Source organism: Bifidobacterium sp. KRGSERBCFTRI (genome assembly GCF_025908335.1).
The window spans coordinates 2,039,546-2,062,046 of sequence record NZ_CP109653.1 but is presented as its reverse complement, the minus strand read 5'-3'; the positions used below and the strand labels follow the sequence as shown (position 1 = coordinate 2,062,046).

17 protein-coding genes are annotated in these 22,501 nt (G+C 58.1%); 9 read left to right on the top strand and 8 right to left on the bottom strand.

From position 1 onward, the window contains the following. Positions 1-316 precede the first annotated feature (316 nt). Positions 317-1,300, bottom strand: a complete 984-nt coding sequence (locus OGI63_RS08945) for a hypothetical protein (RefSeq protein ID WP_004217898.1) — start codon at positions 1,298-1,300, stop codon at positions 317-319. A gap of 171 nt (positions 1,301-1,471) precedes the next feature. On the opposite strand from OGI63_RS08945, the gene OGI63_RS08940 reads away from it, so the two are divergent. Further along, positions 1,472-2,110 (top strand): HAD family hydrolase, encoded by a 639-nt coding sequence (locus OGI63_RS08940; protein ID WP_004217900.1) that lies wholly within the window; start codon positions 1,472-1,474, stop codon positions 2,108-2,110. A 68-nt stretch (positions 2,111-2,178) separates the two neighbouring features. After that, positions 2,179-3,105 (top strand): LysR family transcriptional regulator, encoded by a 927-nt coding sequence (locus OGI63_RS08935; RefSeq protein WP_004217901.1) that lies wholly within the window; start codon positions 2,179-2,181, stop codon positions 3,103-3,105. A 90-nt stretch (positions 3,106-3,195) separates the two neighbouring features. Here the strand turns inward: OGI63_RS08935 and OGI63_RS08930 are convergent, their stop codons facing one another. The 3 genes from OGI63_RS08930 to OGI63_RS08920 form a co-directional block, all read right to left on the bottom strand. After that, complete coding sequence (locus OGI63_RS08930) at positions 3,196-4,968, bottom strand: FAD-dependent oxidoreductase (RefSeq protein ID WP_004217903.1); 1,773 nt, start codon at positions 4,966-4,968, stop codon at positions 3,196-3,198. 18 nt (positions 4,969-4,986) lie between these two features. Further along, entirely contained in the window at positions 4,987-5,550 is a 564-nt protein-coding gene (gene ahpC, locus OGI63_RS08925) for an alkyl hydroperoxide reductase subunit C (protein ID WP_004217905.1), read from the bottom strand. 129 nt (positions 5,551-5,679) lie between these two features. Next, on the bottom strand, positions 5,680-7,491 hold the full coding sequence (locus OGI63_RS08920; protein WP_004217906.1) for a bifunctional ADP-dependent NAD(P)H-hydrate dehydratase/NAD(P)H-hydrate epimerase: 1,812 nt from the start codon (positions 7,489-7,491) through the stop codon (positions 5,680-5,682). A 210-nt stretch (positions 7,492-7,701) separates the two neighbouring features. Between OGI63_RS08920 and bsh the strand changes: the two genes are divergently transcribed. The 3 genes from bsh (at position 7,702) to OGI63_RS08905 (ending at position 10,661) form a co-directional block, all read left to right on the top strand. Continuing rightward, positions 7,702-8,646, top strand: a complete 945-nt coding sequence (gene bsh / locus OGI63_RS08915; protein WP_004217908.1) for a choloylglycine hydrolase — start codon at positions 7,702-7,704, stop codon at positions 8,644-8,646. A 120-nt stretch (positions 8,647-8,766) separates the two neighbouring features. Continuing rightward, positions 8,767-9,540, top strand: a complete 774-nt coding sequence (locus OGI63_RS08910; RefSeq protein ID WP_004217910.1) for a carboxymuconolactone decarboxylase family protein — start codon at positions 8,767-8,769, stop codon at positions 9,538-9,540. Between the two features lie 50 nt (positions 9,541-9,590). Continuing rightward, positions 9,591-10,661 (top strand): cation diffusion facilitator family transporter, encoded by a 1,071-nt coding sequence (locus OGI63_RS08905; RefSeq protein WP_004217911.1) that lies wholly within the window; start codon positions 9,591-9,593, stop codon positions 10,659-10,661. A gap of 108 nt (positions 10,662-10,769) precedes the next feature. On the opposite strand, the gene OGI63_RS08900 is transcribed toward OGI63_RS08905, so the two are convergent. The 4 genes from OGI63_RS08900 to OGI63_RS08885 form a co-directional block, all read right to left on the bottom strand. Continuing rightward, on the bottom strand, positions 10,770-12,371 hold the full coding sequence (locus OGI63_RS08900) for an ABC-F family ATP-binding cassette domain-containing protein (protein ID WP_004217912.1): 1,602 nt from the start codon (positions 12,369-12,371) through the stop codon (positions 10,770-10,772). After that, a complete protein-coding gene (locus tag OGI63_RS08895) occupies positions 12,361-12,990 on the bottom strand; it encodes an alpha/beta hydrolase (protein ID WP_004217913.1) in 630 nt (209 codons plus the stop codon). The genes OGI63_RS08900 and OGI63_RS08895 overlap by 11 nt, the downstream gene beginning before the upstream one ends. 56 nt (positions 12,991-13,046) lie before the next feature. Continuing rightward, a complete protein-coding gene (locus tag OGI63_RS08890; protein WP_004217914.1) occupies positions 13,047-13,574 on the bottom strand; it encodes a DNA-deoxyinosine glycosylase in 528 nt (175 codons plus the stop codon). An 85-nt stretch (positions 13,575-13,659) separates the two neighbouring features. After that, positions 13,660-14,625 (bottom strand): hypothetical protein, encoded by a 966-nt coding sequence (locus tag OGI63_RS08885; protein WP_004217915.1) that lies wholly within the window; start codon positions 14,623-14,625, stop codon positions 13,660-13,662. Between the two features lie 328 nt (positions 14,626-14,953). On the opposite strand from OGI63_RS08885, the gene uvrA reads away from it, so the two are divergent. The 4 genes from uvrA (at position 14,954) to rapZ (ending at position 22,356) form a co-directional block, all read left to right on the top strand. Next, on the top strand, positions 14,954-17,914 hold the full coding sequence (gene uvrA, locus OGI63_RS08880; protein ID WP_004217916.1) for an excinuclease ABC subunit UvrA: 2,961 nt from the start codon (positions 14,954-14,956) through the stop codon (positions 17,912-17,914). A 62-nt stretch (positions 17,915-17,976) separates the two neighbouring features. After that, positions 17,977-20,367, top strand: a complete 2,391-nt coding sequence (gene uvrC, locus OGI63_RS08875) for an excinuclease ABC subunit UvrC (RefSeq protein WP_004217917.1) — start codon at positions 17,977-17,979, stop codon at positions 20,365-20,367. Between the two features lie 130 nt (positions 20,368-20,497). Continuing rightward, positions 20,498-21,424: a shikimate dehydrogenase gene (locus OGI63_RS08870; RefSeq protein ID WP_004217919.1), complete on the top strand. Its 927-nt coding sequence runs from the start codon at positions 20,498-20,500 to the stop codon at positions 21,422-21,424. Next, on the top strand, positions 21,424-22,356 hold the full coding sequence (gene rapZ / locus OGI63_RS08865) for an RNase adapter RapZ (RefSeq protein ID WP_004217920.1): 933 nt from the start codon (positions 21,424-21,426) through the stop codon (positions 22,354-22,356). The genes OGI63_RS08870 and rapZ overlap by 1 nt, the downstream gene beginning before the upstream one ends. Positions 22,357-22,501 lie beyond the last annotated feature (145 nt).

Sequence of the window (22,501 nt, the reverse complement as noted above, 5' to 3'; positions counted from 1 at the left end):
ATAAGCAAATACATCAAGCATATACCTGAGCGAAGCGTCTAATCCGTGCGAACCAGTCACGGCATTTGGTGACGGTCGCGGAACAATTATCGGAAGAGAGGCGGTGGCAATCGCCGGACCGCGCACATCTTGGTTTCAAGAGCGGCAAAATGCCAAGCCCACAAGTAGCGGTGCCCAAGGGTAGCGGAAAACCGGATATTCCGAATCCCGCTACGTGGAGGTGGTCGAGTTTTGCCGCTCTTGAAACCAAGATGTTATGGAGGGGACCTCCACTTTTCCGCAAAACAGAGACGAATGACGGCCGATAAATCCGAAATCAACCATGCCAGACCGCGCGGCGTTGGTCGGCCGCCTGCTCCAAAGTCAATGGCTGCGGCAGCAGGTAATCCTTGCCGGTTCGTTCCTTGAGGCACCGGGCAACGAGCACGACCACCATAAACATTTGCTCATCATCGGAGAGCATCTCAGAGGTAACCTGGAAATATTCCCATCCCTCGGCACGGATCTTCATGGTCCGCTGGGCATCCCGTGCCCATTGGTAGCGATGATGACGCCCATCGTATTCGATGTCGATCTTCGCCTCAGGGTAGGCAAGGTCCAGAAACACCAGTGAACCATCGCGCAAGACGAGTTGGTAATTGACGCAAGGGATTGGCAGGCCATAGCGAATCAGTATCAAACGCAACATAGTTTCCGCAACCGAATCGGTACCTTGTGCCATCAGCGGCAACGCCTTCCGGCATTTCATAATGCCTCGTGGAGCATACCTATGATTACGTCTGGCATACTCATCTACCCAATCGAGGAAATCGACGAAATCCTGTATGGTCATCATCTCGTGAAGTGTGTACCGACGCATCATGGCATCGCCGAGCTTCACCAACTCCTCCAAATCCAGCCATTGGGCGAACATCAGCCAGGTGAATGCGCATGAGGTGCAGGTGACACCTGGGGCGACTTCGATCGTCTTCAGAGGAATTCCGCTTTTGAAGTAGGTGACGCTGAACCGACCGTAAACCCTTCCATGCCGTTTGCTGGCGATTCTGTCTTCTGGCTTGAGATCCGACGGACCCACCACAACCTGTAGATATTCAGGTCTCAAACGCCGTCTTGTCACCCCAGTCGTGAGTGGAGTCCAATCCAACCCCATGAGCGCCAATGCCGTCGTGAGCGCGAAGACGCATGCCACCTGCCGCCCGCACACATCCTCGGCGGCTGCACAGCGTTGAACCTCTAAGTCGCGTCGCTCTCGTTGCAGCCCTCGTGCCTCGCTGGCACTCGTCTCGTCCGAATACCCCATGCGTCGACCATATATGGCCGGTGCATCCGTGTAAATCCACTCCACTCGTCAGTGTGTCGTCGCCTAGCTCTCCCTAGGGTTGATCGAGGTATGGGAATTACGGGCATATCGGTAATGCTTGAATTATACTGACGCAGGAACCGATTGCAGTAATTGCAGGAAGAGGCGAACATGGGCGAGAACCAGACGACGAACAGGGCGGTGAGCGACGTCGTCTTTGATTTCTGCGGCGTGCTGATCGACTGGCAATGCCATGCGGCGCTCGACGGAGTGTACCCCGAGCAGCTGGTAGCGGACATCTGTGCGGACAACGATCCGTATGGTTTCTTCCATTACGAGGATCTCATGGACGGTGGCGCGGATTTCGCGGATGTGCTCGAACTGGTGCGTGCGGAGCAGGGTGACGAGATCGCCGAAGTGTACCGTTATTACATCGAGCATTATGGCGATGCGTTGCCGCAATTGGTCGACGGCGCCGAGGAACTGCTCACCGAACTGTGCGAACAAGGAGTGCATGTCTGGGGACTGACGAACTGGTCGGCGGACACATTCCATTTCGCGTTCGAGAAGTACCCGCAGCTCCAACGATTGCTGAGTGGAACCGTGGTGTCTGGCATAGAGAAACTGCGCAAGCCGAACGCCGACATCTACGAGCTTGCACAGTCCCGCTTCAATCTGGAACCGCAGACCACCGTGTTCTTCGACGACACGCAGCGCAACGTGGACGGCGCGAAATCCGTGGGCTGGCATGCATTCAGATTCAGCGACGTAGCACAGGCGAGACGTGACCTGCTTTCGCTCGAACACTGAGCAACCGTTTGGACGGGCGATTCCCGGGCGGTACACTACTCGTTGACAACAACCTCGGGGAGAATCACATGACACTGTTGCAGCTGCGGTACATCGTCAAGATTGTCGAATGCGGGTCGATGAACGAGGCGTCGCACGCACTGTATGTTTCGCAACCTGCGTTGAGCTCGTCGGTCAAGGAACTCGAGAACGAGCTCGGCATAGAGATCTTCACGCGCTCCTCGCAGGGCATTGCGCTGACCGTCGACGGCGCGGAATTCCTCACCTATGCGCGGCAGGTGCTCGACCAGGCGGATCTGTTGGAGGAACGGTACAAGAACGCGAAACCGCGCAAGCAGCTGTGCTCCGTCTCCACACAGCATTACATGTTCGCGGTCGAGGCCTTCGTCGAGATGATCAACTCGTTCAAATCGGATGAATACGAGTTCACCATTCGCGAGACACGAACGAAGGACATCATCAATCAGGTCGCGAACATGCGTTCCGAGATCGGCATTCTGTACCTTTCCGACTACAACACGCATGTGATCGGCAAGATGCTGCGAGAGAAGCACCTCGAGTTCCACCCGCTTTTCCGCGCGCCATTGCACGTGTTCATCTCGAAAGACAACCCGCTGTCGATGAAGAAGAAAGTGACGATGGACGATCTCAAGCCCTTCCCGTTCATCCAGTACGAGCAGGGGGAGGAGGGCTCCTTCTTCTTCGCCGAAGAGGCGGTGTGGCCGGAGTATTCGCCCAAGCAGATCAATGTGACCGACCGTGCGACCATTCTGAACTTCATCATCGGGCTCAACGGGTACACGGTGTGCACCGGAATCGATAATGGCGACCTCAATAATGAGAAGATCATGACGATTCCGCTCGACACCGACGAGACGATGCTGCTGGGCTGGATCACGAACGAACGCGCGAAACTCTCGAAGGCCGCACAGACCTATCTCGACAAGCTCAAGGAAGTCATTGCGAACCACGGGTATACAATCATTTCAGATTGACACCTGCCTACTTCGCCCACACCGAAAGCACGTCGCGGGCGCATATGAGCAAACATATGCGCCCGCGACGTGCTTTCGGTTACGGATCACTCACAGTGCGTCGATCAGATCGAGCATCTGACTGACGTTCTTCTTGCCGAACTCGACGGTTTGTCTGCCTCCGCGATTGAGTACGATGCACGGCACGCTCATGACGTCATACTTCTCCTTGAGTTCTGGGAAGTGGGCGACGTCGTAGGCTTCGGCCCTGACATTCGGGTTCGCCGCTGCGATGCGCTGGGAGGCACGAACCGTCTCCGGGCACATCGTGCACGTCAGACTCACCAGGATCATGATCTCGGTGGGATCGTGAATCGCATCGATTCGTTCAGCCTCGTCTCCGATGAGTGGCTGGCCGGGGCCTGCCGCATTGTAGAGGCCAAGCACGAACGAATGGAACTCGTGGCCGGTCGGCACGCCGTGGAATGTCAAGCCGGTAGGCACCAGCATCCCCGCATCGTCACGCACCATGATGCTGACCAGAGGGGCGGCAAACGGCAGTGAATCGTTCACATCGAATTCGCCACGCCCGTTGGGGGCGATCTTGCCCACCTTGTCTTCGATCATGTCGAGCTTGCCGTCGCTCAGGCGCACCAGTTCAGTGATGAACGCCTTGAGATCGGATGAGGTCTTCGTCTCGTCGAGCTGCAGCTGCAATGTCAGCGGCCGCGCCATGCGCGAGAAGACCACATTGAGTTGTTTGATCACGTCGTCATTGAACACCGCGGACACCGTGTTCTGCGGATCTTCCGACTGGCTGCGGTCCGGAGCCGGGGCAGGGGTGGTGCCCGCAGGCTTGTTCCGCGCAGCCTGCTGCTCCTCCTGCTCATAGACACTATGATCCACACGTTTCGGCACGATGCCTGTCTCCAGACTTTTCGCGGCAGCATACCGTTCCGCATTCACCGCGGCGATGGCACCATCGGCGGTTGCCGTGACGACCTGGCGCAGATCCTTCACCCGAAGATCGCCTGCGGCGAATATGCCCGGCCGGCTGGTCTGCATATGTTCGTCGGCAATCACATATCCCTGCGGATCAAGGTCGACGACTCCTTTCACCACAGCGGTCTGTGGCACATATCCGGCGAATACGAACACGCCGAAGGTGCCTCCATCGTCTGGCTGCCAGACGGTTTGCGTACCGGTGGCGACCGAACGCCACACGGCCCTGTCGAGTCCTTGCTCACCGGCCTGCACCCCGACGAGCTCGGTGCCATAGTGAATCTCGATGTTCGGGTTGTCCTTGGCCTTCTGTGCCACCATGGCATCGCAGGTGAAGTCGTCCTCACGCACCAGCAACGTCACCTTGCGTGCGAAGCGGGTGAGGAACACCGACTCCTCAGCTGCGGCGAAACCGCCTCCGACCACAATGACGTCCTTGCCGGTGAAGAACTCGCCATCACAAGTGGCGCAATAGGCGACTCCTCGACCGGCATATTCGAGTTCACCGTCGAAACCGATTTTGCGCGGAGCGGCCCCCATGGCCAGAATGACCGCGAAGCACCGGTAATCGCCTCGCTTCGTATGCACGATCTTCAAACCGGAACGGTCTGGATCCTCCTCGATGCCGGTGACATCGCCAACGGTGAGTTCGGCACCGAAATCCTGCGCCTGTTGGCGCATCGCCTTCGTGAGTGCATGGCCATTGGTGCGCGGTACACCAGGGTAATTGACCACTTCCGCCGTAATGGTGATCTGACCGCCGAAGTCCTCTTTCTCAATGACGAGGGTGCGGTAACGTGCACGCGCGAGGTACATGCCGGCGGTGAGGCCTGCAGGGCCCCCACCGATCACAATCGCGTCATAGAGTTTCGAATCGTCCATGCTCCAATACGCTTCCGATCAGAGTTCGCCCACGAGGTCGAGGCTCGGCTCGAGCGTTTCGTCGCCGGGCTCCCACTTGGCCGGGCATACCTGATCGCCATGCTCGTACACGAACTGCGACGCCTTCACACGGCGCAGGATCTCCTCTGCATTGCGCCCGACGTTCGAAGAGATGACCTCATAGGCCACCACCTTGCCCTCGGGGTCGATGATGAAATCGCCGCGTTCGGCCAAGCCGGACTCCTCGTTATAGGTCTCCAGATCACGGGCGAGCTTGCCGGTGGTGTCGGCGAGCATCGGGTACTGCACCTTGCCGATCTTCTCATTGGCATCATGCCAAGCCTTGTGCACCCACTGGGTGTCGCACGACACCGAGTAGATCTCACAACCGGCCTTCTTGAACTCGGCGTAATGATCCTGCAGGTCCTCAAGCTCAGTGGGGCAGACGAAGGAAAAGTCGGCAGGGTAGAAGAACAGCACCGACCAATGACCGAGTAGATCCTCCTTGCCTATGGTCTCAAGTGCCCCGTCATGGTAGGCCTCCACGGAGAAATCGATGAGATTATGCTGCAACATTGACATGGTGATCTTCCTTTCGATGGATTGCCAAAAGATCCTTCTTCGAGTATGGCCACATGCAGCGTGGATTGTACGCGAGTCTACTCAGAGCGAATGCGGCGAACGTCACATATGATGTACCTCACATGCGGATCAACCTTCCATGCTTCCCAAGTGACGGAACGCCTCCGGAACCGCGCGGACGATGTCGGAGGCGATGATGGGGCGTCCGAGGGATTCGTCGGCATCGGTCTCTTCCAATCCCACGATGTTCGGTTTGTTCCAAGCATGTTGGGTTGCATGAGAGGCCAGCGAGGCCGCCAGTCCATGAAGGTATGCGGCTGCGGCAGCTGTTTCGGGAACGGTGGCGGGATCTTCGAGATAGGCGTCACCTTGCTGGGCCAACAATGCTCCGGTCATGCCTGCGAGCACGTCACCAGCCCCTGCAGTGGCCAGGGTGGCTGGCGCCCGGCCAGACACGAGCACGCGACCCATTGAGTCATCATCGGGTCCAACCACAATGGTCAACGCACCCTTGAGCAGCACTGTGGCCCCGGTGAGACGTGCCGCACGTCGTGCGAAATACAGGGGGCGTTGTTCTATCTCAGCTGCATTCACCGGTTCGTCGATACGCGTCAGGAGTCTGGACAGCTCGTTGGCATGGGGCGTGAGCACGACCTGTGATGGCACATGTCGGGGCAGCAAGTCAAGGGCTCCGGCATCCACCACGATCGGAGGCATGTTTCTGGCCTCCTCGTTCTGCTGGGCATCGCTGTATTCCACATCACCGCCATCAATGTCGCTCACCGATTCCGCCGGTGCCGGATCGGTGAGTTCATAATGTGCCAGCAACGATTCAATGGCCTCCCGTTGAATGTCCTGCGTGTCTTCCCCCGGAACACCACTGCCCACCACCCAGGCTTCAACGCGTCCCTTACCCATTGTGGCTTCGGGCAATGCCTGCAACACCAGATCCTGGGCATGTTGTGGGCCGAGGTAGCGCACCATGCCTATGTTCGAGCGGGCAGCTGCGGTGGTGGAGAGCACTGCGGCACCGGGGTATTGCACCGATCCGGTGATGAGCCCCACCACACCACGCGTGTATTTCGAGTCGGTCACCTTCGGCTCATGAATCGACATGCGGGCGAAATCGGCATCCACCATCTCAACGCCAGGCACCGCGGATTCGAGGTCGAAGCCGAAATCCACCAGATTGATCTCACCGCAGGCGTATGCGGCAGGGGGGAGCATGGCGCAGGGCTTCAGTGCACCGAACATCATCGTGATGTCCGCGGGAATGTAGGCACCCGGCAATGTGCCATCATCCACGCCTATGCCCGAGGGCGTATCGACCGCAACCACCAACGGCTTGTGTTCGCTACCCTCGTCGGACTTGAAGGCGCCAAGCACCTCTGCGAGTGCGCGGGGAATGCCCTGCAGGGCATCGCGTACGCCTATGCCGGTCATTGCATCAACGATGATATGGGAGCGTTTGGCGTAGCGAATGGCCGTCTCAAGTCGTTGCCCGGCCTCTCCCGAGGAGAATCCGGTGGGTACGCCGGGAATGCGTGAACCCGGATCAAGCGTCCAAATGTGGCCGCCGGACTGCACGAAAGTGACGAACCCCTGTTCATGCAGCTGCTTGCCGACGGCAATGGCCGTCACGTTCACGCCCTGTGCCGCAAGCATGGCACCGGTGAACAGGCCATCTGCACCGTTGTCTCCCGCGCCGACAAGCACGCTGACCCGTATGTCATGCGGGTCAAGGGGAGCGTCTTCTATGATCTGCAGGATCTTGTGCGCCGTGGCGCGTGCCGCCATGCGCATGAGAGGCACGCCCTTCGCCAACAGGGGTTGCTCCATGGCACGCACATTGGCCACACTGTAGGCGGTGGTGGTCAGTAAATCGATGTGTGCGTCATCGAGCGCTGCGGTCTGCTCGCGTTGAGCGGTCAGTGAGGCCATAAGACATCCCTTCCGTATGGTCCATAAAACAGGACGGCGAATAGTCTCAACTCTAGTACGCGGCGCAAGGCGGCATGCATGATTGGGCGATAGCGTAACCTGTTTGCTTCACCTCTCAACGAAAAATCGACATGGACGAATTCCCCGTCCATAGAATTGGGCATGACGCCCATACGGATTTCACCGCCGGGCATATCGGAAGGAACTGCAATGTGCACAGCCGTTCGTTTTGACGATGGACAGAACAATATGTACTTCGGCCGCAATCTCGATTGGAGCGAGGATTACGGGGAGAAAATCGTATTCGCCCCGCATGATTACCATTACGCGCCGGCATTCAATGCCGAAGACAAGAACCACCCGGTGATCGGCATCGGCATCATCGTGGAAGATACGCCGCTGTATTTCGACTGCATGAACGATGCCGGCCTCGCCGTGGCGGGTCTCAACTTCGCCAAGTACTGCAAGTACGCCACCGAGGCGGTCAACTTCACCACGAACGTGGCCGCATACGAGTTCCCCCTGTGGGTCACCCGCAACTTCACCAGTGTGGACGATGTACAGGAGGCTCTGAAGAACGTGACGATCGTCGGCAAGCCCATCAATGACAGGTTCCCGGTGGCCACACTGCATTGGATCATCGCCGACAACACCCGCAGCATCGTCGTCGAATGCACCGAGGACGGCATGCACGTCTACGATGACGATGTCGATGTGCTCACCAATCAGCCACCGTTCCCACAGCAGATCGAGCATCTCGACAATTATGCCTACGTTTCCCCGCGTACCGGCAAGTCGGTGAAATGGGGAAGCTCGGAACTTGAGACCAATCAGGATTCCAACAGTTCGCAGGGGCTTCCGGGTGGCTATGGTTCCATGGCGCGCTTCGTGCGCGCGGCATACAACAATACGCATTATCCGACGCAGAGCGGCGAGAATGCCAACGTGAACCGCCTATTCAAGACGTTGTCGACCGCCGCAGTGATCGAGGGGACTGCAATCTCGGCGAACGGCGAATTCGAGAAAACGCTGTTTTCTGACTGCTATTCAACGGCCACGCAAACCGTGTATTTGAAGAAGTACGACGATATGGCCGTGCATTCCTATGCCGTCAAGGATTTCGACGCCTCCTCGAACCAGTTGCAGAGCAAGTGAGCGAGGACGCCAGAGGACTCCGTTCGGTAACGATTGCCTCGTAGACTGGGACAACACGTATTCGGGACCTGCGCATGCGTGGGTCCCGATTTCTATGCCGAGAAAGGACAGAGGAACGGCATGTTCGAGGAACTGCATAGGAAGATGAACCGGTTCTGGAATGCCGATCGCACACTGAACGAGACGGATCCCGAGTTCATTGGGATCTTCAGCGAATTCGCATATGACACGGTGGTCAATGAGCCCGGTGCCAATGATGAGAAGCTCGACGACCATGCCCGTTGCATGGCGATCATCGCAGCCATCATCGGCGCACAGGGCATGGATGCCTTCGAGATGATGCTGCCTATCTCATATCACTCCGGCGTCACATCCGTTGAACTCAAGGAAATCGTGTATGAGGCCACGCCTTTGATCGGCTTCGCGCATACACTGCCGTATCTCAAACGAATCAATGATTATCTCAATGTGGAGAATGTGGAACTGCCCTTGGCGCCGCAATCCGCAATCGATAAGCAAAACCGCACACAAGAAGGTGCCTCACTGCGCAGAACACTTTTCGGCGAATCTGCAGACAGTGACGAGGAGTTTCGCAAGATGGGCGCCGGTCACATCGATTCCTGGATCAGCGGCGATTACCTCGGTGCCTACCTCACGCGGAACGGACTGAGCTTGCAGGAACGGGAGATGATCGCATTCTGCCTGCTCATGGCACAACCGGATTGCGCCAATGAGCTGCGCGGCCATATCATGGCGAACCTCCGGGTGGGCAACACCGCGCATTTCCTCATTGCAGTGGCTTCGCAATGCCTGCCGTACATCGGGTATCCGCGCGCGATGAACGCCGTGAAAACCATTGCGGAAGTGGCCCATAGTGACAAACAGACAGTGTGACCGAACCGCCCGTGCGGTCCCACACCTCGCAATCAGTGAAGAAGTGAGCAATGAGTACATCCACGCAGACCGATATGGCACAACCTCGGCATATTCCACCCAAACAGGACAATCCAATCGTCCAGGAAGAGAGAAAGCATGAGGGCGCAGCCGTCAAGGCGGCGTTGGCGGCGAATGTCGGCGTGGCCATCGCCAAACTCGCGGCCTGGGCATTCACGCAATCCTCGGCCATGCTCTCCGAATCGGTGCATTCGATAGCGGACTGCACGAATGAGATCGTATTGATGGCCGGCGGAAGAGTGGCCCGCAAGAAACGCAAGAACCCGCAACACCCCTTTGGTTGGTTCCGCGTCAAATACTTGGCATCGTTCGTCGTGGCAACCTTGCTGTTCTTCGTGGGCGGCTTCTTCTCGACAAGCGAGGCCGTCAAGAAGATCACCGAAGTGCTCTCCGATCAGTCGGCACGAGTGGCGAACCGGGGTGAGCTCGTGGTTGCGCTGATCGTCGTGGTCATCAGCGCCTGCCTTGAGGGGTATGGTCTGCACCAGTCGGTCAAAGAGTCCAATGAACGCATGCGGCATACCGGTATGCCGCATATGGGCATCTATCGGTTCTGGAGAGTGACGAAATCCGCCGACCTCGCCTCGGTGATCATGGAAGACACGCTCGCATTGATCGGTCTGGTGTTCGCCTTCCTCGGCATAGGACTCGCGATCTGCACCGGTGACGAACTGTACGATGCGCTTGGCGGCATGTTCGTAGGCATCGTGTTGATTGTCGGTTCGCTGCTCCTCGCCTACAAGACCGGTTCGCTGCTCATAGGGGAGTCGGTGAGCCCGTTGACGCAGGAGCGGATCATCAAAGCGGTCGAGGGGACCGAGGGCGTGGAGGATCTCCTCAACATGCAGAGCGTGCATATGTCGGAAGACAACATTCTGCTCTGCCTCAAAGTGCAGACCTCCAAGTTCGACCGTGATTACGATGTGACGACGGTGAACAAGATCGAGGATGCGGTGCGTACCGCGATGCCATGGTATAACTGGGAAATCTATGTGGAACCCGATATGATGCGAGAGACGCAGGCAGGGACGCCGGACGAACCGGTTGATCTCATGGAATAGCAATCTCGTTCCTCGAATATCATAGTGGCCCGAACTTTCGTCCGGGCCACTATGATATTCGAATCCTGATTGCGCACGCAAACAACGCCGCAACACATCCCATCGCCTTCACTCCTCGGCGACAAGCTCTAGATACGAATCGTTCCACAGATCCTCGTCACCATCCGGCATGAGCAGCACGCGCTCTGGTCGGAGCGCCTCGACGGCGCCCTCATCGTGGGTGACCAGCACAATCGCTCCCTCGTATTTCGAGATTGCCTTGAGAATCTCATTGCGCGAGGCGGGATCGAGATTGTTCGTGGGTTCGTCGAGCAGCAGCACATTGGCACGGGAGGTCACCAACGTGGCGAGCGCCAGTCTGGTCTTCTCGCCGCCCGAAAGCACGTGGGTGGGTTTGAAGGCATCGTCACCGGAGAACAGGAACGATCCGAGTATGGAGCGCGCTTGGGTGTCGGTGAGTTCGGGTGCCACTCGCTGCAGATTCTCGAGCACGGTGATGCCTAGATCCAGGGTGTCGTGCTCCTGGGCGAAATAGCCAATTTTCGCGCCATGGCCATATTCGACCACGCCGGTGTCCGGCTCCTCGAGATGGGCGAGCAAACGCAGTGTGGTGGTCTTGCCCGCACCGTTGTACCCGAGGATGACCACCCGGGAGCCTTTGTCGATGGCCAGATTGACTCCCGCGAATACGATGTTCGAGCCATAGGCTTTCGAGATGTCCTTCGCCTCGATGGGGGTCTTGCCGCATGGTGCCGGCTCCGGGAAGCGTATGTCGGCCACCTTCTCCTTCTTCTGGGCCACGGAGGTTTCGGCGAGGAGACGTTCAGCCCGACGCATCATGTTCTGCGCTGCCACGGCTTTTGTGGCTTTGGCATGCAGTCGAATGCCCTGCTGCATGAGGCGCTCGGCCTTCTTCTCAGCCACTTCACGCTCACGGCGACGGCGCTCCTCGTCCACGACGCGCTGGTGTAGGTATGCCTTCCAACCGAGCGAGTACATGTCGATCTGGCCGAGCTGGGCGTCGAGGTGCCATACTTTGTTCACCACCTCGTCGAGCAGTTCGTTGGAGTGGGAGATCACGAGGAATCCGCCTTCGTATTTCTTCAGGAATTCGCGCAACCACAGTATGGAATCGGCATCCAGATGGTTCGTCGGTTCGTCCAGGATGAGTGTGTCGGCATCGGAGAAGAGGATGCGTGCCAGTTCTATGCGCCGGCGTTGTCCGCCGGAGAGCGTGCCGAGTTGTTGGCCCATGACCTCCTGGGGTAGGCCGAGGCTGGCGGCCATTGCGGTCGCCTCCGATTGCGCCGCATACCCGCCGGCTTTCTCGAAATCCTGCATCGCCTTGTCGTACCGGTTCATCGCCTTCGTCATCACGTCGGGATCCGGGCTGGTCATCTCCTTCTCGGCCTTGCGGATTCGTTTGATGATCGAGGCGATGTCACGTGCGCTCATCATACGGTCGAGCGCCGTCTGTTCCGGATCGGCGGCATGGGTGTCCTGCGGAAGGTAGCCGAGTTTGCCCGAGACACGAACGGTGCCCGCGGTGGGGAGCATGTCTCCGGTGATGACGCGGGTGAGTGTGGTCTTGCCTGCGCCGTTTCGGCCCACCAGGCCGATCTTGTCACCCTTCGTCACATGGAAGTTCGTCGGGTGCAGCAGCGTGCGGGCACCGATCTGAATCTCAAGTCCCTGCGCGTCAATCGGCATGGGTCACCATCTCCTGTATGAACTCTCGTATGTCTTGTATCTCCGGGGCGACGATCGCATGCGCCGTCTGCGGGTAGTCCCGGTATGTCAGCCTGCCGGTCCGCTGCAGGCATTCGCGGAGCCTGCATTGGTCGGCCCGCGGAATCGTCGTGTCATCCTCGCCATAGCATAGTAAGAAACGTGTACGGCTGTGCATGAGCCGCTCTCGCTCGTCATCGGATAATCCGCCGACGAAGGAGGGGCTCATCAATATGGCGGCATCGAACATCGTGGGCTCCGCAAGCACCATACGTAGACTCATATAGCCACCTTGGGAGAACCCGATGCAGACGGTTGGACGATTGCGGCAGATGGGGGAGTCGAGCAACCGCCTGATTCCCCCGATGCTTTCATCTGCCAACCGTCTGCGCGCCTCGGGGCCGCATCCATGCGGGTACCACGAATAGCCGCCCATGTATTCGCGCTCGAATGGGGCGCGGAAACTGATGTAGCTCATCGGGTCGTGCCTGCCAACGGCCTCAATGACGCGGATCATTTCATGCTCGTCGTTTCCGTACCCGTGGAACATGAGGAACAGCGGCGAGGAATCGTCGTGGACATGGCAAAGGGCGTTGAGCATATCAGGCTCCTTGGGTCTTCTTATTCCTACGTCGTCAACCGGCAGATGAACCGGAATCAGTCGAAAATGCGCTCTCGATATATGTCGACAAGTTGGTCGAGTGTCTTCGATGCATATGCGGGGGAAGTGGAGGGAAGAGCCGTTTCAGATACATGGATGCCATTGCACTCGAGCATCGGCTCGCTGTATTTGTGGAACAGCTGGTCCGCCTTCTGCCCGCACGCGTAGATATGCGAGATCTGTGAATTGCGAATGATCTCGCTCAAGTCGCTGGGCACGACGTTGCGGATGCTCGAATCGCTGGCGCCGACGATATCGCATGATTCCACGGTGTCCCACAACGCGAACCGGTGACGCAGCGCGAATGCCCGGCGCGAATCCGGAGTGTCGCCAACCACGTCGGAGGCATCTTGCGGATCGGCGAACAACGCCTGCATGATCGGCCAGAACCGGTTGCGCGGATGCATGTAGAAGAAGCCGGCTTCCCGTGATTTCGGGCTCGCCATGGTGCCAAGGAACAAGCGGGTAGAATCCGCCGCATAGCAGGGTCCGAAACCGTGCTCCACATGAATGAATCGTTCCATAGTGCTCACCTCATACACAACAGCCGCGTACCCGGGAAATTCCGGTACGCGGCTGCGCTGACTCACAGACGGCGTGATGAAAGCCTCACCTATGCTCCTGGGCGCCTGGGTAATCCGTCGATTGCGGTTCTCCGTCGGATTCCACGCTCTTCCGTCCTTGCTCATCCACCGCACCCGCATGTGCCGAGGAGAGCGCGTCCACGGAATTGAGCCTTCCGGTCAGATGACGCCATGGCAGATACATGAGTGCGGCGGCGATGCTCTCGGCGATGATGACAATCACCGCGGTGATCTTCGAAGTGTCCATGATTCGAATCGCCACTCCGAGCACGGACCACAACACGCACAGCCCGAACACCCAATCACCCATGTACCAGCGCATGGCGCAGGCGACGGCCAGCAACAGCAAAGCCAGGATGATAGTGGAAATCATCTGTCCGAACGCAGAAAGCGAACCGTCTTTGGACAGGTAGTAGCTCACTGCGCGGGCGATGTCGGTGATGGTCTCGATTCCCAGCCATGAACCCCAAAGCGAGAACGGCACCCAGCCCCATAGCGTTCTGTCATGTCTCCGGGAGAAGAACCATAGCACCCAGATCACTATGGTCGAGGCAAACACCAACGTGATCGTGGCCGGGTAGTTCACGGCATGGAAGCAGAACAGCCACGCAATCTGCAGTACACAGGCGGCAATGAACAGGATTCCGAGGAGACTGGCCGGGATCTTGCCCAGATTCCTCGCGCGGTGCTTATCGTTGCCGAGACGCACAAGCCAAACGGCGGCGAATACGAATATGACCGCCCAGATGAGATCCGTATATCGCGCCGGCACGAACCAAGTGAACGCCTCCGAATGCTGCGGCTTGACCATACGGCCCATCACCCCGGTCTGTGCCAGCACGTTGCACACGACCAATGCGGCGAACGACACCCACGCACAGATCATCTCAATGTCATGCCGCACCTTCTGTTTTGAACGCTGCGAACTGCTTTTCGGCTCCACGGTCACCGCATTGGCCTGCGTATGCTCTGTCTGTCTCTTCTCGCCCATCAGCTCTCCCAGATACGAGTGAATGCATGTGTATGACTCTACGATATCGCCAGCTGGCGCACATGTTCGGCATGAGCATCGAATTCAGTCAACCGGGAAAACCCGACGATGGAATATGGGGCGACGGCATATGTTGTTATTTGGGTGGCTGCGGCACACGTCCCACAATCGAACAAGTGTTCGACTTTTGTGTGGAATTGATGTACGATACTGCATACACATAAGCCGATCGCATACAGACGGCGTGGAAAGAGCGATGCCTGACGGGAGGAATGCCTTGGCAAATCATGATGCACGGGCGAGCAGGAAAACGGTCGTGGAAAAGGTGATGACGAGCGACTCGTTCCTGAGCAGGGAGCTCGGCAAGGCGCCCCTCGAGGAACACGATGGCAATCTGGTGGCCGACATCGGCCACTTGCCCAATGATCTCAAAATCATGGTGCAGGGTGCCCGCGAGCACAACCTCAAGGATGTGGATCTGGAATTCCCCCGAAACCGCATGGTCGTGTTCACAGGCCTGTCGGGGTCCGGCAAGTCATCGATGGCTTTCGACACGTTGTTCGCGGAGGGCCAGCGCAGGTATGTCGAATCGCTTTCCGCCTATGCCCGCCAGTTCCTCGGGCAGATGGACAAACCGGATGTCGATTTCATCGAGGGTCTGAGCCCGGCGGTCTCCATCGACCAGAAAACGACCAACCGCAACCCACGTTCCACGGTGGGAACGATTACCGAGATCTACGATTACCTGCGTCTGCTGTTCGCCAGAACCGGCATACCGCACTGCCCGGTGTGCGGCGAACCAGTGCAGGCCCAGACCCCCCAGCAGATGGTGGATGCACTGCTCGCATACCCCGAGCGAACCCGCTTCCAGATTCTGGCGCCAGTTGTGCGAGGGCGAAAAGGGGAATTCACCGATCTGCTTGAACTGCTGCGTGGCGATGGGTACGCGAGGGCCATCATAGACGGCGAGATGCGGCAGCTGTCCGACGACATCACGCTGACTAAGCAGAAGAAGCATACGATCTCGGTTGTCATCGACCGTTTGGTGATTCGTGACGGCATTCGCCAGCGTCTTACGGATTCCGTCGAGACTGCGCTGCGATTGGCCCATGGGGTGATGGTCGCCGAATTCGTCGACCTGCCGCAGGACGATCCGAAAAGGCAGGTGCCGTTCTCCGAGCATATGGCCTGCCCGAATGGCCATACCCTCGATCTCGACGAGATCGAGCCGCGCACGTTCTCGTTCAATGCGCCCTATGGTGCATGTCCGGAATGCACGGGTCTCGGTTTCAGCTTGGAGATCGACCCCGAACTCGTTGTTCCCGACCCCGACAAGACGTTGAACGAGGGAGCTATAGAACCTTGGATGATGACGAAGAGCAGCGGCGACTATTACCGCCACCTGCTTGAAGGACTCGCCGATCAGATGGGGTTCAGTCTCGATACCCCATGGAAGGACCTCCCCGAGGAGGTGCGCCAGTCAATCCTATACGGCCGCGACTTCAAGGTTGAGGTCTCGTATCGTAACCGGTGGGGACGTATGCGCGAGTACACCACCGGCTTCGAAGGTGTGATACGATCCCTCATGCGGCGGCACGAGGAGACCGATTCCGAACAACGCAAACAATACTATGAATCGTACATGCGCGAAGTGCCCTGCAGCGCCTGCCATGGCAAGCGACTTCGACCGGAGGTGCTGGCCATCACCGTCGACGGGGAATCAATCGCCGATGTGTGTGACATGGCGGCCGAGCGCAGCCTCGAATGGATCAACAACCTCTCACTGACCGGAGCTGCGGCGAAAATTGCGGGTGAGGTGGTCAAGGAGATTCGAGCACGCCTCGGATTCCTCAACGATGTCGGCCTGAACTACCTCACTCTTTCCCGTGCCGCCAAAACGCTGTCTGGAGGCGAAGCCCAGCGCATTCGACTGGCGACCCAAATCGGCTCCGGACTCGTGGGCGTCATGTACGTACTCGACGAGCCGTCAATCGGCCTGCATCAGCGAGACAACGCCCGGCTCATCTCCACATTGCATCATCTTCGCGACCTCGGCAACACACTCGTGGTGGTCGAACATGATGAGGATACGATCACAAGCGCCGATTGGGTGGTGGACATCGGCCCGAAGGCCGGCGAACAAGGCGGGGAGGTCGTGTATTCCGGCCCCGCCGAACACCTTGTCGACGCGCCGAGGTCGATCACCGGCGACTACATTGCGGGGCGTCGCAGCATCGAAGTGCCGAAGACACGGCGCAAGATAGATCGTTCACGTATGCTGAAGGTGGTGGGCGCCCGTGAGAACAATCTGAAGAACATCGACGTCAGGTTTCCCCTCGGCGTGATGACCTGCGTGACCGGCGTCTCCGGATCCGGCAAATCGACGCTCGTGAATCAGATTCTCTACCCGGTGCTGGCCGACAAGCTCAACGGTGCCCGCATCGTGCCCGGCAAGCATACGCGTGTCGAGGGTGTGGACCAGTGCGACAAGGTGATTCATGTAGACCAGAACCCGATCGGACGCACCCCCCGTTCGAATCCGGCGACCTACACCGGCGTATGGGATAAAATCCGCGCCCTGTTCGCCAAGACTCCCGAGGCGCAGGTTCGTGGCTACGGTCCCGGACGGTTCTCCTTCAACGTCAAGGGCGGCCGTTGCGAAGCCTGTCACGGTGACGGCACCTTGAAGATCGAGATGAACTTCCTTCCGGATGTCTATGTGGAATGCGAGGAATGCCACGGCAAACGCTATAATCGCGAAACACTCGAGGTGAAGTACAACGGCAAGACCGTCAGCGACATCCTCGACATGCCGATCAGCGAGGCCGCCAAGTTCTTCAAGGCGTACCCCTCCATCTCACGCTACCTTGACACACTGGTGGACGTCGGACTGGGGTATATCCGTCTCGGACAGCCAGCCACCACGTTGTCGGGTGGCGAATCCCAACGCGTGAAGCTGGCCACCGAGCTGCAACGACGTTCCACCGGCAAGACGGTCTACATTCTCGACGAACCAACCACTGGCCTGCACTTCGAAGACGTAAACAAGTTGCTGCTGGTGCTGCAGGGACTCGTCGACAAAGGTAACACGGTGATCATCATCGAGCACAACCTCGATGTGGTGAAGTCCTGCGACTGGATCATCGACCTTGGTCCCGAGGGCGGCGATGGAGGCGGCACGATCGTCGCCGAGGGAACGCCAGAGCATCTGGTCACATGCGAAAGGTCTTGGACAGGCAGATTCCTTGCACCGATGCTCGAACGGGCATCGAGCGACATGCACCAATAACACATTGCCACACCTCACGCACTGTCGGCAATCACTCACGGCAACAAGCGATAAGGGGAGACATGCCTATTTTCGAGCGCCATGCGCCAGGAACCTGGAGGCATCTTGCCGATGATCTCATGGAAGTCACCGGCAATACCGGTGCCGGCGGTCATGCACAGCCGCCAGAGGACGTGAATGCGAACGGCGCACCGCTGCTCGGCGACTCCCGTGATCTCTTCAGACCCAAGACGGGTGACATTCCTGCCCAGCCCGGCGTCTATAAGTGGCGCGATGGCGACGGGCAGGTGATCTATGTGGGCAAGGCCAAGAACCTGCGCAACCGTCTATCCAACTATTTCCAGCCATTGCGGCAGCTGCACCCGCGCACCCAGACCATGGTGCTCACAGCCCGATCCTTGGAATGGACGGTGGTGGGCACCGAATTGGAGGCGCTCACACTGGAGTACACCTGGATCAAAGAGTTTGATCCACGGTTCAACGTGCAGTTCAGGGACGACAAGACCTACCCATATCTGGCGCTGTCGATAGGCGAGGAGTACCCGCGTATTTGGGTCACGCGCAGCCGCAAGCGCCGTGACACCCGCTACTATGGGCCATATGCGAAAGTGTGGGATCTGCGCAAAAGTCTCGACGGACTTCTACGCACCTTCCCGGTGCGCACGTGCACCGATGCGAATTTCCGCAAGGCGCAACTCACCAATAGGCCATGCCTGTTGGCGTCGATAGGCAAATGCTCTGCCCCCTGCGTGGGGCGCATAACCCCACAGGACCACAAGCGCCTGTGTGAGCAATTGGTCGGCGTGCTTACCGGAGGCATAGGCAAATCGTATGTGGCGAAACTCACTGCGGCTATGAAGGAGGCAAGCGCCGAACTCGATTTCGAAAAAGCCGCGCGCCTTAGAGATGAGATCCAGATGCTCTCCACGGTTGTGGAGCAGAATGCGGTTGTTCTCGATCAGGATGTGGATGCCGATGTGTTCGGCATTGCATCCGATGAACTTGAGGCGTCAGTGCATGCATTCTTCGTGCGCTCGGGCTCGATTCGAGGCGAACGCAACTGGAGTGTGGAACGCATCGAAGATGTCGATGACGCTGAACTGATCAGCGATCTGATCATGCAGGTGTATTCGGAACTGTACAGTGAGCGTGAAGCGGGGGAATTCCGCAGGACTGATGCACCACCATCCTCCAGACCCACCGTGGAACCGCCAATAGCCCAGGCAGCGACGCTTGACGCGGCCGTGAGCGCGGAACCCACGCCCATTCGCATGGAAAAAGCACAGATCAAAGTCGAGGAACAGCGCACGGCCATGGGATCGACACAGCGCATGTCGGCCGGCGACGCGTCATCCCGCGCACAGTCGACCAAGGCACGTAACGCAAGACGCGAGCATACTGGTCGTGCCGATCTGCTCGAACCGATCGCCCCTGTGCCCAGACAGGTGCTGGTGTCGGTGATGCCTGCGCGTGCCGATGACCTGGAACAATACTTGCGACGGCTTCGCGGTGGCGCGGTCTCGATTGGGACGCCTGCAAGGGGTAACAAGAGGCAACTGCTCGAACGCGCCGAACAGAACGCACAGCAGGCGTTGCAACGTTCGAAAATGAGCCGCATCTCCGACATAAGTGCGCGTACGACCGCCATGAACGATGTGGCCGATGCGCTTGGACTCAGCCAGGCGCCGTTGCGCATCGAATGCTATGACATCTCGAATACGGTGGGCGGGGCGTTCCAAGTGGCATCCATGGTGGTGTTCGAAGACGGCATGGCCCGGAAATCCGAATACCGACGCTTTGCCATACGTGGTGCCGACGGAAAAGGTGCGGTGGACGATCTCAATGCGCTGTATGAGACGCTGACCAGACGATTCAAGCATGGGAACATTGCGGGAGACACCGGCGAAAGCATGGACAACGAGAAGCGGGCTTCGCAGGAGGGAGAGCTTGAATCCGCCGAGCAGGTCCAACAGGAAATAGTCCAGCAGAACACCGATCGCCGTCATTTCGCCTACAAACCGAATCTGGTGGTGGTCGATGGCGGCAAGCCTCAGGTGATGGCCGCCGCGAAAGCATTGGAGGACTGCGGTGTGACTGATGTGGCCGTGTGTGGCCTAGCCAAGCGCATGGAAGAGGTGTGGGTGCCGGACGACGACTATCCAGTCATTCTCAAACGTTCATCGGAGGGCATGTACCTGCTTCAACGTGTCCGCGATGAATCACATCGGTTCGCCATCAACTACCATCGTCAGACCAGACGCAAGGGTGCCCTCCGTTCGGCACTCGATGAGATTCCGGGAATCGGCCCAACGTTCCAAAAACGGCTGCTAAACCACTTCGGGTCAGTGCGCCGCATGAGACAAGCCAGCCTCGAAGAACTGGAATCCGTGAAAGGCGTTGGCCACGCCAAAGCACGGGCCATCTACGAAGCACTGCATGACAATGCTTCGTGACCACTTATATGCGCTATTGCAATGGCTATGAGTCGTGTTGTGGCATGCGCCGATGCCGCAATAAAGCATAGTTATGCTGTAGAGTGCTGTAGGGCATGCAACGGGCATGCACAAATGAGGGGATGAGAATATGAATGAGATGCAACGATGTGCGGTATTAGGCAAACCAATCGCACATTCGCTGTCACCGGTGTTGCATGAGGCTGCGTATCGAGCGCTGGGTCTTGGACAATGGTCGTATACGAAGCAGGAAGTGGCTGAAAGCGAACTTCCCTCATTCCTCGCCTCCCTGGACCCCTCCTGGCGAGGCTTGAGCCTGACGATGCCGCTCAAACGCACCATCGCCCCCTTCGGTATCGCACGGAACCAATGGGCACGGGAGCTTGGCGTCGCCAACACCGTCGTGTTCGATTGGGATTCCCCCTCGACCTCAGCGGGTCGGGATCTTCCGGCCATGGCACTTTACAACACTGATGTCTATGGTATTGTGCGTGCTTTCCATGATGCCTTTCGCACCCATGTCATGACGTTGCCAGCTCAACCACACGCAGTCATACTCGGCAACGGCAACACCGCGACTTCGGCATTGGCGGCGTGCATCACGATGGGCTGTTCCCAGATCACTGTCGCCGCACGGCATCCGAATCGCAGCACGGCACTGATCGAGCTGGGTGCCGCGCATGGTGTGACGGTTCGTAGCATCTCCTTGGAGGATTGCCTTCCAGCACTGGAACAATGCAACATCGCCATCAGTACGATTCCCGGAACGGGCGCCGATGTGGTTGCCCGGCATTTCGCGGAGCATGCACAACCCATCCATGGGGCATTGCTCGATGTCGTATACGATCCCCGTCCGACCGAACTCATGGTGGCCTGGCGCGATCGTGGCGGCCTCACCATAGGAGGAGAGCGGATGCTGCTACATCAGGCCGTGGCGCAAGTGTTGCTGATGACGGGAATAATCGGGGGTGCCGATGTGGATGATGCCCTGAATAATCCACCCCAAACCGGTACACTGGAACAGGCCATGTGGGAAGCGTTGGAGAAGGAGTTGTGATGCAGTCCGCACGCAATGAACAAAGAGGCACGGGACCAGAATCACCGCATGCAGCCTCTCCTACGGAAGGCTTTGAAGTGCTGCTCATCACCGGCATGAGCGGCGCCGGTCGTTCGCACGCAGCCCATAGCATAGAGGACATGGGGTGGTATGTGGTAGACAACATGCCACCCAAACTCCTCGAACCCATGGTGGACATGATGACTGCGTCGAAATCCGGGTTTCATAAGCTTGCAGCAGTGATCGACGTGCGCTCCCGCGACTATTTCATGGACCTGAGTTCGGTGCTCTCGCATCTGGATGATCTGGGCCTCAAAACGCGCATCCTCTTCCTAGATGCCGATGACAACGTATTGGTCAAGCGATTCGAATCCGTCCGCCGGCCGCACCCTTTGCAGCAGGGTAACCGTCTTATCGACGGCATCCACGAAGAGCGGAGACTGCTCGAGAACCTCGAGGAACGTGCCGACATCGTGATCAACACCTCGAAACTGAGCATCCACCAGCTCTCCACCAAGCTTTACGAGGCTTTGACAGGCAACGGACCCACAACCGTTTCCGTGCACATCTTCAGTTTCGGTTTCAAGTACGGCATACCGATCGATGCCGATTTCGTGGCCGATGTGCGGTTCCTGCCCAATCCCTACTGGGTGCCACAGCTACGAGAGCTCAACGGACATGATGCACCGGTGAGCGAATACGTGCTGTCGAATGACAAGGCCACACAGTTCCTCGATGCCTATGAGAAGGCCATCGAAATAGCGATCCAAGGCTATGCACAGGAGGACAAGCATTATGTGACGATCGCAATCGGTTGCACCGGCGGCCAGCATCGTTCCGTGGCGATGAGCGAGGCATTGGCATCAAGATTGCGGTCGCATGGCCTCTCGGTCTCCGTCTCGGCCCGAGAGTTGGATCGGAAAACCCAATGATTGCAAGTGGTTTCCCATATCGTGAAAGCAACTTCAACATGTGGGAAAACTCAACAAAGATGTCCAAGACGTTCGGTATCACAGAACAGCGGAGTCAATGAGACACGCCGAACCGTAATAGGTACCACACAACTTACAGGAGGAT

Bases quoted from the DNA above. Each gene is read 5' to 3' on its own strand.
- OGI63_RS08945 (WP_004217898.1), bottom strand. From the start codon at position 1,300: ATGGGGTATTCGGACGAGACGAGTGCCAGCGAGGCACGAGGGCTGCAA.
- OGI63_RS08940 (WP_004217900.1), top strand. From the start codon at position 1,472: ATGGGCGAGAACCAGACGACGAACAGGGCGGTGAGCGACGTCGTCTTT.
- OGI63_RS08935 (WP_004217901.1), top strand. From the start codon at position 2,179: ATGACACTGTTGCAGCTGCGGTACATCGTCAAGATTGTCGAATGCGGG.
- OGI63_RS08930 (WP_004217903.1), bottom strand. From the start codon at position 4,968: ATGGACGATTCGAAACTCTATGACGCGATTGTGATCGGTGGGGGCCCT.
- ahpC (WP_004217905.1), bottom strand. From the start codon at position 5,550: ATGTCAATGTTGCAGCATAATCTCATCGATTTCTCCGTGGAGGCCTAC.
- OGI63_RS08920 (WP_004217906.1), bottom strand. From the start codon at position 7,491: ATGGCCTCACTGACCGCTCAACGCGAGCAGACCGCAGCGCTCGATGAC.
- bsh (WP_004217908.1), top strand. From the start codon at position 7,702: ATGTGCACAGCCGTTCGTTTTGACGATGGACAGAACAATATGTACTTC.
- OGI63_RS08910 (WP_004217910.1), top strand. From the start codon at position 8,767: ATGTTCGAGGAACTGCATAGGAAGATGAACCGGTTCTGGAATGCCGAT.
- OGI63_RS08905 (WP_004217911.1), top strand. From the start codon at position 9,591: ATGAGTACATCCACGCAGACCGATATGGCACAACCTCGGCATATTCCA.
- OGI63_RS08900 (WP_004217912.1), bottom strand. From the start codon at position 12,371: ATGCCGATTGACGCGCAGGGACTTGAGATTCAGATCGGTGCCCGCACG.
- OGI63_RS08895 (WP_004217913.1), bottom strand. From the start codon at position 12,990: ATGCTCAACGCCCTTTGCCATGTCCACGACGATTCCTCGCCGCTGTTC.
- OGI63_RS08890 (WP_004217914.1), bottom strand. From the start codon at position 13,574: ATGGAACGATTCATTCATGTGGAGCACGGTTTCGGACCCTGCTATGCG.
- OGI63_RS08885 (WP_004217915.1), bottom strand. From the start codon at position 14,625: ATGGGCGAGAAGAGACAGACAGAGCATACGCAGGCCAATGCGGTGACC.
- uvrA (WP_004217916.1), top strand. From the start codon at position 14,954: ATGACGAGCGACTCGTTCCTGAGCAGGGAGCTCGGCAAGGCGCCCCTC.
- uvrC (WP_004217917.1), top strand. From the start codon at position 17,977: ATGCCTATTTTCGAGCGCCATGCGCCAGGAACCTGGAGGCATCTTGCC.
- OGI63_RS08870 (WP_004217919.1), top strand. From the start codon at position 20,498: ATGAATGAGATGCAACGATGTGCGGTATTAGGCAAACCAATCGCACAT.
- rapZ (WP_004217920.1), top strand. From the start codon at position 21,424: ATGCAGTCCGCACGCAATGAACAAAGAGGCACGGGACCAGAATCACCG.